Here is an 8023-nt window from a genome sequence, read left to right as displayed (position 1 = left end):
TATAGGCCATAGCGCATTTTCCTTTGGCGAGAAAGATGCCTACTATAGCAACTGACCACCTTTTTCAGAAATTGCACCTATCATGCGAATCCAAGATGAATTAATTCATGTGTTGAATTTAAGTGAAGAACCGTTTAAGGATTATGGTGGAGATAGTATAATAATTAAAGGCCTTAAGGTTAATGATAGTATTAATTTGCATTTAGATGATTATTCAAAGTATAATTCTGACTTATCTGCAGTAATACTTAGTTATACAGGGAATAGTGACGAGTATCCCGGAGACTATGTTTCCCCTCCTGCTCTAATGACAGATTATATTGATAGACCATATATATCAAATCCTCAAGATCCAACCAATAGTATAAATTTCAACAAGGTTAATCTTTATTATTGGAATACCAATATTATAAGATTAGATAGTCCTCTCTTGCATTACAAGGGAACAGTTCAAATATTTAAAAAAAGGACAAGCTTAGGATATTCATCTTTTGAACGAACAGTAAAATTCACTAGATAGTTTTTAAAAATAATTAGTTCAGAATGTAGCTCATGTTTTAGTTAATTATTCCAAGGCTGCGCATGGCGTGGCCTTTTTTTATTATATTGGTATTCCTCTGATGACAATCGAAGAACGTTACAACTTCACTTGGCAGGGCAAGGCTCGCGCACGTCAGATTGCACAAACGCCATCAACAGGAACCCTGCGTCCCTGTAAAGAAGAAAGTATTAACTGGGATACCACAGAGAACCTGTTTATCGGAGGTGATAACCTTGAAGTTTTAAAGTTGCTGCAAAAGTCTTATCACAAAAAGATAAAGATGATTTATATCGACCCGCCCTATAACACAGGCAAGGATTTTATTTATAAAGACAGATTTGATACATCGGGTCGGCGTCATACAAACTGGTTGAACATGATTTATCCTAGATTGAAATTAGCCAGAGATTTATTGTCTGATGAGGGAATGATATTTATATCCATAGATGACCATGAAGTGGTTAATTTATCCAATGTGTGCAATGAAATATTTAGCGAAGATAATTTCGTCGAAAGATTTATCTGGGTAAGCATAAAAGAGCCAACGGGGCTGATTCTTTGACTTCACGTACGACCACTGCTCATCCATTTCGCAACAGACAATCACTTCAGTGCCGGGAGCAATGGCTTCTGTTATCGATTTGGGTCTGAGCTTTTTAAATGGCGAAGGACAGCATTCAGACCAATCCCCATCACACGTGCTGTCGCCCGACATCCCGTTCCATTCATGGCCATATCGACAATTTGCTTATGTGTACCGGGACGACAAGCGGCATAAGTGAATTCCCGTTGCCAAGAATGACGGCAGGACTGGCAAAGATAACGTTGATGACCAGAGCGAGAGCGCCCATTACGGTGGATCCCTTATTAGGACATAAGAGCCAAGCAATGACAGATAAATATCACGATGATCGAGGCAAAGATTGGACTATTTTTGCGGTGAAGTGATGTTTAATTTTTAACCGGTTTTGCAGAAGTTTTGCAGAAGAATTTGAACACTCTAAAAAACAACGGGAACTATTAAGTCCCCGCTATATATTTCAGTTAGTAATTATTACATATGAGAAATAATTGCATCACCAAATTCACTACATTTCAGAAGCTTAGCGTCATTCATCAGGCGCTCAAAATCGTAAGTAACGGTCTTGGCTGCGATTGCACCTTCCATTCCTTTAATGATTAGATCGGCAGCTTCAAACCATCCCATATGGCGCAACATCATTTCAGCAGAAAGGATCACAGAACCTGGGTTTACTTTGTCCTGACCTGCGTACTTAGGTGCAGTACCATGTGTGGCTTCGAACAATGCACATTCGTCACCAATGTTTGCACCAGGGGCAATACCGATGCCGCCTACCTGCGCAGCCAAAGCATCAGAGATGTAGTCACCATTCAGGTTCATACAAGCGATAACATCATATTCTGCTGGACGCAGCAGGATCTGTTGCAAGAAAGCATCTGCAATCACATCTTTGATGATGATATCTTTGCCATTTTTAGGATTTTTGATCTTAACCCACGGACCGCCATCCAGCAGTTCTCCGCCAAACTCAGTTCGAGCCAGTTCATAACCCCAATCTTTGAAAGCACCTTCAGTAAATTTCATGATATTGCCTTTATGAACCAAAGTTACTGATTCACGGTCATTATCAATCGCATATTCAATCGCAGCGCGCACTAAACGTTTGGTGCCTTCTTCTGAGCAAGGTTTTACACCGATACCACACTGTTGGGGGAAACGGATCTTACTAACACCCATTTCATCCTGTAGGAATTTAATAACTTTGTCCGCTTCCGCTGAACCCGCTTTCCACTCAATACCAGCATAAATGTCTTCTGCGTTTTCACGGAAAATAACCATATCGGTCAGTTCAGGTTGCTTAACAGGGCTTGGCGTACCTTGATAGTAACGGACTGGACGCAGGCAGATATACAGATCTAATTGCTGGCGCAGCGCTACGTTCAGCGAACGAATACCACCGCCTACTGGAGTTGTCAGGGGACCTTTGATAGCAACACGGTATTCACGAATTAAGTCCAGTGTTTCATCCGGCAACCAAACATCTTTGCCATAGACATGTGTGGATTTTTCACCTGTGTAGATTTCCATCCAAGAAATTTTGCGCTCTCCGCTATAAGCTTCCTGAACCGCAGCATCAACAACTTTCAGCATGACCGGCGTAACATCAACACCAATGCCATCCCCTTCGATGTAAGGGATTACAGGGTTATTCGGAACATTTAATTTACCTTTGGCATCAATAGTAATATTTTTACCTTCCGCCGGAACAACTACTTTGCTTTCCATTAACCTCTCCTTTCAAATAAGCGCAATGCCTTGTTAATTTTTTGTAAGGGACGTGTCAATACTACTTGAATATTCTGCAAACGCCAACGGTCACAGATTTAAGGTATAATACGTACCCTAATTTTTCGCGATGACTTATCATGACAAACATCTCTTTTAAAAAACGCCAACTTAACCGATTCAGCCAAAGAAAAAATAACAAAACCATAAAAAAACTAACAGGTCCTCGTCGGATATTAATTTTTAACAAACCTTATGATGTGTTGCCCCAATTTACCGATGAAATGGGAAGAGCAACGTTAAAAAATTTTATTCCGGTTACTGATGTTTATGCCGCCGGTCGTCTGGATCGTGATAGCGAAGGCTTGCTAGTATTGACCAACGATGGCAAATTGCAGGCCAAATTGACTCAACCCCATAAAAAAACAGCTAAAATTTATTATGTCCAAGTAGAAGGCATTCCTGATGAAGCCGCTCTGAATAAACTTCGCAATGGTGTCACATTAAAAGATGGCCTAACGTTGCCAGCCGGAGCTGAATTAGTGGAAGAGCCTGAATGGCTTTGGGAGCGCACACCACCGATACGGGAACGAAAAAGCATTCCCGTAAGTTGGCTTAAAATTACTCTATATGAAGGCCGCAACCGACAAGTACGTAGGATGACTGCTCATGTGGGTTATCCTACATTACGCCTAATCCGTTTCAGTATGGGATCAATACAATTAGACTCATTATCCCCCGGAGAATGGAGAGACATTAATTTTGTTTAGTCCACATGTTACTGTTGCTTGTATTGTTCATGCAGAAAATAAATTTCTGGTTGTTGAAGAGTTAATCAATGATAAACCTTTTTGGAATCAACCAGCTGGTCATCTTGAAGCTGATGAAACATTACTAGAAGCCGCTGAACGAGAGTTATGGGAAGAAACAGGAATTCGTGCGCAACCACAAGCATTTTTAAAGTTGCACCAATGGGTTGCACCTGACAGAACGCCATTTATCCGTTTTTTATTTTTGGTTGAAATGGAAAAAATCATGGATACAAATCCGCAGGATAACGATATCCATTGCTGTCACTGGTTAAGTGCAGAAGAAATCCTTAATAGCCCACAACTACGTTCCCCTCTGGTCGCCGAAAGTGTTCTCTGCTACTTGGAACACAAAGTTTATCCACTATCGATACTGGGTTGTTACGGTTCACCGTTCGTCAAATGGTCGTAATAAATAATCATAATAAACAATAATTGGATAAAAAAGAGCATGAGACGTTTGATGCACCTTGAATGCCAACGTGCTAAAGTATCGCGTTTGTTTTTTTCCGCAGTGAGATATATCCATGTCAGATAACAGCCAGAAAAAAGTCATTGTCGGAATGTCCGGTGGTGTTGATTCATCCGTTTCCGCCTACCTTCTGCAACAGCAGGGCTACCAGGTAGCTGGCCTGTTCATGAAAAACTGGGAAGAAGACGATAGTGAAGAGTATTGCTCGGCTGCCACCGATCTTGCCGATGCCCAAGCAGTTTGTGACAAACTGGGCATAGAATTACATACCATCAATTTTGCAGCCGAGTATTGGGACAATGTCTTCGAACATTTTCTTGCTGAATACAAAGCAAGCAGGACTCCAAATCCAGACATTCTTTGCAATAAAGAAATCAAATTCAAAGCATTTCTAGAGTTTGCCGCAGAAGATTTAGGAGCTGATTATATCGCAACAGGGCATTATGTCCGCCGTCGGGATGTGGACGGCATCAGCCAATTGCTCCGAGGCCTGGATAGCAATAAAGATCAAAGCTATTTCTTATATACCTTAAGCCATCAGCAAATTGCCAAGAGCCTGTTTCCGGTCGGTGAATTAGAAAAACCCGAAGTACGCCGCATTGCCGAAGAGATTGGTCTAATCACAGCAAAGAAAAAAGATTCGACCGGTATCTGCTTTATTGGTGAGCGTAAGTTCCGTGATTTTCTTGGACGCTATTTACCTGCCCAACCAGGCCCAATTATGACAGTGGATGGACAGACTATCGGCCAACATACGGGCTTGATGTACCATACACTCGGTCAGCGTAAAGGGCTTGGGATCGGGGGAACGAAAAATGGCAATGAAGAACCATGGTATGTTGTTGATAAAGATGTCGAAAACAACACACTGATTGTTGCCCAAGGCCATGAACATCCTCGCCTGATGTCTATCGGTTTGATTGCACAGCAGCTTCATTGGGTTGATCGCCAACCATTGAAGGCAGAAATACGTTGTGTAGTAAAAACACGCTACCGTCAGCATGATATCCCCTGCACTATCGTTCCTCTGAGCGAAGATAAGATTGAAGTACGTTTTGATAACCCTGTTGCCGCTGTCACCCCAGGTCAATCTGCCGTGTTTTACCAAGGTGAAATCTGTCTCGGTGGTGGTGTGATCGAACAACGTATACAGGAATAATTGTGGCTAAAAATTATTACGACATTACACTGGCTCTGGCAGGTATCTGCCAGTCAGGCCACCTGGTACAAAAACTTGCCCATGAAGGCCAGTGTGATACTGATGCTTTTGAGATCATGATCAACAGTATCTTGAACATGAATCCAACATCCACACTGGATGTCTTTGGCAATCACGCCTGCAATCTGCGTATTGGCCTTAATGCCATGTTGGGTATGTTCAACGGTTCACATAGTGGAGTTTCTGCCGATCTTACCCGCTATATGCTGAGTTTGGTGGCGCTGGAACGCCGTCTGAATAAAAATCAATCTGCCACTAATCAATTAGCAAATCGCATTGAGCAATTAGAGCGTCAGCAAGCTTATTTTGAATCTATGTCAGAAGGAATACTCAATGCCTTGGCAGGAATTTATGTCGATGTTATCAGCCCACTAGGGCCACGTATTCAAGTAACAGGTTCACCTGACGTATTGCGTAATACGCTAATTCAGGCAAAAGTCAGATCTGCGTTGCTGGCGGGCATCCGCAGCGCTGTCTTATGGCAACAAGTTGGCGGTAGCCGCTTGCAAATCATGTTTTCTCGTCAACGTCTGATCCAACAGGCAAAAGATATTCTTGCTAACTGTTAAACATAAATTATTAAATAAAATCCGGGAGTTGCTACCAATGGAATTATCCTCACTGACCGCTGTTTCTCCAATTGATGGTCGTTACGGCGATAAAGTCAGCGCACTGCGCGCTATTTTTAGTGAGTTCGGCTTACTAAAATTTCGAGTGCAGGTCGAAGTACGTTGGCTGCAAAAACTGGCCGCAACAACAGAAATTAAAGAAGTTCCTGCTTTTGATGCAGACGCAAACGCTTACCTTGATGAAATAATTGCAAATTTCAATGAACAGGATGCACAGCGCATCAAAGAAATTGAGCGTACAACCAATCATGACGTTAAAGCTGTTGAATATTTTCTGAAAGAAAAAGTTGCACATATCCCTGCTCTGCATCAAGTTGCAGAGTTTATTCATTTTGCCTGCACATCAGAAGATATCAACAACCTGTCACATGCGCTGATGCTTAAAACAGCCCGTGAGGAAGTTTTACTGCCTCAATGGCGCCAATTAATCGATACCATCACACGTATGGCACATGACTATCGCGATCTGCCACTGCTGTCGCGTACACATGGTCAACCAGCCACACCTTCTACTGTCGGCAAGGAATTTGCTAACGTAGCCTATCGCATGGAACGCCAATTCCGCCAGCTTGGGCAGGTAGAAACTCTGGGGAAAATCAACGGCGCTGTTGGTAACTACAATGCGCACTTGTCAGCCTACCCACAAGTTGACTGGCACCAATTCAGTGAATCATTTGTAACCTCGTTGGGTATTCAGTGGAATCCGTATACTACTCAGATTGAACCTCATGATTACATTGCAGAATTGTTTGATTGTGTGGCACGTTTCAATACCATCCTAATCGATTTTGATCGCGATATCTGGGGCTATATTGCCTTGAGTCATTTCAAACAAAAAACTGTTGCTGGTGAAATTGGTTCTTCTACCATGCCACATAAAGTCAATCCAATTGACTTTGAAAATTCAGAAGGAAATCTGGGATTGGCAAATGCGGTTATGGGGCATCTTGCCAGTAAACTTCCCGTTTCTCGTTGGCAACGTGACCTGACAGATTCAACTGTACTGCGCAATCTGGGTGTTGGTCTGGGATATGCTTTGATTGCTTATCAATCCACTATGAAAGGGTTAAATAAGCTAGAAGTTAATGAGCAGCACTTACTGGATGAACTGGATAACAATTGGGAAGTATTAGCAGAACCTATCCAAACCGTCATGCGCCGTTATGGCATTGAAAAACCGTATGAAAAACTGAAAGAACTGACTCGCGGTAAACGTGTTGATTCTGAAGGTATGAAAGCGTTTATTGATGGCCTTGAACTTCCAGAAGCAGAAAAAGAACGCCTCAAATCCATGACACCAGCAAACTACATTGGATACGCTACTTTGCTGGTTGACCAATTAAAATAATTCCTATTTATTCATGCAAATGGGCGGATTTTATCCTGCCCATTTGCAGTCCTTACGCTAACCCCATGACCCGGCTTTTTGAGCCAAAATATCCTTTTAATTTTTTAATTGTCTTATTTGTCAACCACATTCATTCACTCCAGTTATATAGTTATAAACATCGCAGTTAGTAGTTATAAATATAATAGTCATAAATATCGTAATTATAAACGGTTGATTAGCTATACTCTTAGAAATTAACAACTTCGTCATCATGTTAAAATATGAAAAATATTGCATATATAAATTTAAATGAATTATAAATGGATTATAAATTTATTTACATCTTCAGGTATAACCGTTTGTTTTTAAATAAATATATCATTGGAAGAACCAGAATATATAATTCCCATATGCTTGATTTACGATCATAGATAGATTATAAATTTATTTATGTGTTGTAATGCAACCATTTATCTTTAATCAAACAACCATTGATTTTGCCAAAAACATAAATTGCCATATACTTAGTTTACTATAACAGACAAATTATAAATCAATCCGATCATTAAAGCGCAACTATTTGTTATCAAATAAATATATCCATAATTGATGTTATAAAACTTGGATTCGCATGATAGGTGCAATTTCTGAAAAAGGTGGTCAGTTGCTATAGTAGGCATCTTTCTCGCCAAAGGAAAATGCGCTATGGCCTATA

General features: G+C 41.0%; 7 protein-coding genes and 2 pseudogenes. 7 read left to right on the top strand and 2 right to left on the bottom strand.

Features of this window, described 5'->3' with window-relative positions; all coding sequences use genetic code 11:
- The first annotated feature begins 82 nt into the window (after positions 1 to 82).
- Together BM135_RS15920 and BM135_RS15915 are read left to right on the top strand one after the other, a co-directional pair.
- Positions 83 to 520 (top strand): hypothetical protein, encoded by a 438-nt coding sequence (locus BM135_RS15920; RefSeq protein WP_092521436.1) that lies wholly within the window; start codon positions 83 to 85, stop codon positions 518 to 520.
- 109 nt (positions 521 to 629) lie between these two features.
- Positions 630 to 1067, top strand: a pseudogene (locus tag BM135_RS15915) (site-specific DNA-methyltransferase); the annotation flags it as partial.
- Here the strand turns inward: BM135_RS15915 and BM135_RS15905 are convergent.
- Both BM135_RS15905 and icd read right to left on the bottom strand, forming a co-directional pair.
- Positions 1068 to 1402, bottom strand: a pseudogene (locus BM135_RS15905) (IS1 family transposase); the annotation flags it as partial.
- A 193-nt stretch (positions 1403 to 1595) separates the two neighbouring features.
- Entirely contained in the window at positions 1596 to 2849 is a 1254-nt protein-coding gene (gene icd, locus BM135_RS15900) for an NADP-dependent isocitrate dehydrogenase (RefSeq protein ID WP_092521433.1), read from the bottom strand.
- A 140-nt stretch (positions 2850 to 2989) separates the two neighbouring features.
- On the opposite strand from icd, the gene rluE reads away from it, so the two are divergent.
- The 5 genes from rluE to purB all read left to right on the top strand — a co-directional run bounded on the left by rluE (position 2990) and on the right by purB (position 7326).
- Positions 2990 to 3619 carry a 23S rRNA pseudouridine(2457) synthase RluE gene (gene rluE / locus BM135_RS15895; protein ID WP_092521432.1) on the top strand — a complete coding sequence of 210 codons (630 nt, stop codon included), beginning with the start codon at positions 2990 to 2992 and terminating at the stop codon, positions 3617 to 3619.
- Positions 3612 to 4070, top strand: coding sequence for an NUDIX domain-containing protein (locus tag BM135_RS15890; RefSeq protein WP_092521425.1), 459 nt, complete (start codon positions 3612 to 3614; stop codon positions 4068 to 4070). Before rluE ends, BM135_RS15890 begins: the two co-directional genes overlap by 8 nt.
- A 115-nt stretch (positions 4071 to 4185) precedes the next feature.
- On the top strand, positions 4186 to 5289 hold the full coding sequence (gene mnmA, locus BM135_RS15885; RefSeq protein WP_092521424.1) for a tRNA 2-thiouridine(34) synthase MnmA: 1104 nt from the start codon (positions 4186 to 4188) through the stop codon (positions 5287 to 5289).
- Positions 5290 to 5291: 2 nt separating this feature from the next.
- On the top strand, positions 5292 to 5918 hold the full coding sequence (gene hflD, locus BM135_RS15880) for a high frequency lysogenization protein HflD (RefSeq protein ID WP_092521423.1): 627 nt from the start codon (positions 5292 to 5294) through the stop codon (positions 5916 to 5918).
- Positions 5919 to 5955: 37 nt separating this feature from the next.
- Positions 5956 to 7326, top strand: a complete 1371-nt coding sequence (gene purB, locus BM135_RS15875; protein WP_092521437.1) for an adenylosuccinate lyase — start codon at positions 5956 to 5958, stop codon at positions 7324 to 7326.
- Positions 7327 to 8023 lie beyond the last annotated feature (697 nt).

Origin of the sequence: Xenorhabdus japonica (assembly GCF_900115195.1) — a bacterium.
Lineage (GTDB): Bacteria > Pseudomonadota > Gammaproteobacteria > Enterobacterales > Enterobacteriaceae > Xenorhabdus > Xenorhabdus japonica.
Note: the sequence above shows the minus strand (reverse complement) of the source record. Positions and strands in the feature narration are given on the sequence as shown.